General features: G+C 43.1%; 1 pseudogene. It reads right to left on the bottom strand.

The features are described from left to right. Window positions 1-34: 34 nt before the first annotated feature. A pseudogene (locus A6E06_RS19470) lies at window positions 35-269 on the bottom strand (short-chain dehydrogenase); the annotation flags it as partial.

Raw genomic sequence — 269 nt, 5'->3', positions numbered from 1 at the left:
CCTTAGTAGGTGTCGTCACTCGATATCTTAGCTATGGTTTCTCTGCGGTGAGTGCGTGATAAACTGGCTCAACACAACTTTCAGGCGGAAGAACAAAAGCGTTGTTCGATGATTCTTTTTCGAGTCGGTCTTTTTGTTGTTGATAAGCTTCTTGATGAGCGCTGCCAGCAATGGTGATCCATTTATTGAAGGCTTTCAGGGCATTATTTCTAAATTGGGTTTCTATTGGACCTGGCTGCAATAACGAGATATGAATACCACTACCATGC

This window comes from Aliivibrio sp. 1S175 (assembly GCF_001690985.1).
In the GTDB taxonomy this organism is placed as follows: domain Bacteria; phylum Pseudomonadota; class Gammaproteobacteria; order Enterobacterales; family Vibrionaceae; genus Aliivibrio.
This window is presented reverse-complemented; position numbering and strand designations above follow the sequence as displayed.